This is a genomic window from Bacillus sp. REN10, from assembly GCF_016820555.1.
Taxonomy (GTDB): Bacteria; Bacillota; Bacilli; order Bacillales; family Domibacillaceae; genus Bacillus_CE.
On record NZ_JADHDW010000052.1, the window covers coordinates 1 to 323 of the forward strand.

Sequence of the window (323 nt, forward strand, 5' to 3'; positions counted from 1 at the left end):
GATCTGCGGAACGATTTGGAATGACTGCGTACAGCTGGCTCGGTATTACTACCGAATTCATGGCCAATGGATCAATAAAAGCGACCTTCAATCGGAACTCAAAGGCTTGTATCCTCTTCACAGTCAGACGATCCAAGCGGTGTGCCACAAGTTTTTGCGTGCCCGAGAAGGAGTTCGTCAAGCGAGGAAAACGAACAAGTCCATCCGCTATCCATACAAAGAAAAGTTCGTGTTTCCTCCCAAATGGATCGACCAATCCTTTGTACTTAAAGGACGCAAGTTGACACTCAGTCTAGGCCGGTGGAAAGGAAAACAACAGAAAC

The 323-nt window shown here is 47.1% G+C and carries 1 pseudogene; it reads left to right on the forward strand.

Annotation, left to right across the window (positions count from 1 at the left end):
• Positions 1-323 (forward strand): annotated as a pseudogene (locus IRB43_RS17730) (RNA-guided endonuclease InsQ/TnpB family protein); the annotation flags it as partial.